Source organism: Vibrio sp. 10N.222.49.C9 (assembly GCF_041474985.1).
Taxonomy (GTDB): domain Bacteria; phylum Pseudomonadota; class Gammaproteobacteria; order Enterobacterales; family Vibrionaceae; genus Vibrio; species Vibrio crassostreae_C.
Map to the genome: position 1 here is coordinate 1 of NZ_JBFRVD010000407.1, position 382 is coordinate 382.

Annotated in this window: 1 protein-coding gene; it reads left to right on the forward strand. The window is 47.6% G+C overall.

Annotation, left to right across the window (positions count from 1 at the left end):
* A partial coding sequence (locus tag AB4585_RS23725) for an efflux RND transporter permease subunit (RefSeq protein ID WP_372171218.1) occupies window positions 1–382 on the forward strand: 382 nt, incomplete at both ends.

Below are 382 nucleotides of genomic sequence, written 5' to 3' on the forward strand. Positions count from 1 at the left end.
GATGTAGATGAAGACACCGCAAAGCTAAATAACCTTGCGTTAAGTGACTTTGCCAACCTTCTACAAGCGACCTTAGTGGGCAGAGAAAGCGGCAGCATCATAGAGGCGAGCGAATCTATTCCAGTGCGCGTGCGCGTGGGTGATTCGGATAGAGAAAATATTACTCACTTGAGTAATTTACGACTGCCTGTTGTCTCAGAGATGTACACCACAGGCATCAGTATCTCGACAATTGCCGAGCTTAAGCTCACGCCAAGCCGTGGCGCAATCCCAAGGCGTGATGGACAGCGAGTGAATACCATTGAAGGCTATCTCGAATCTGGCGTTTTGCCACAAACCGTGCTCAATGACTTTCAAAAAACGCTAGAGAGTTATTCTTTAC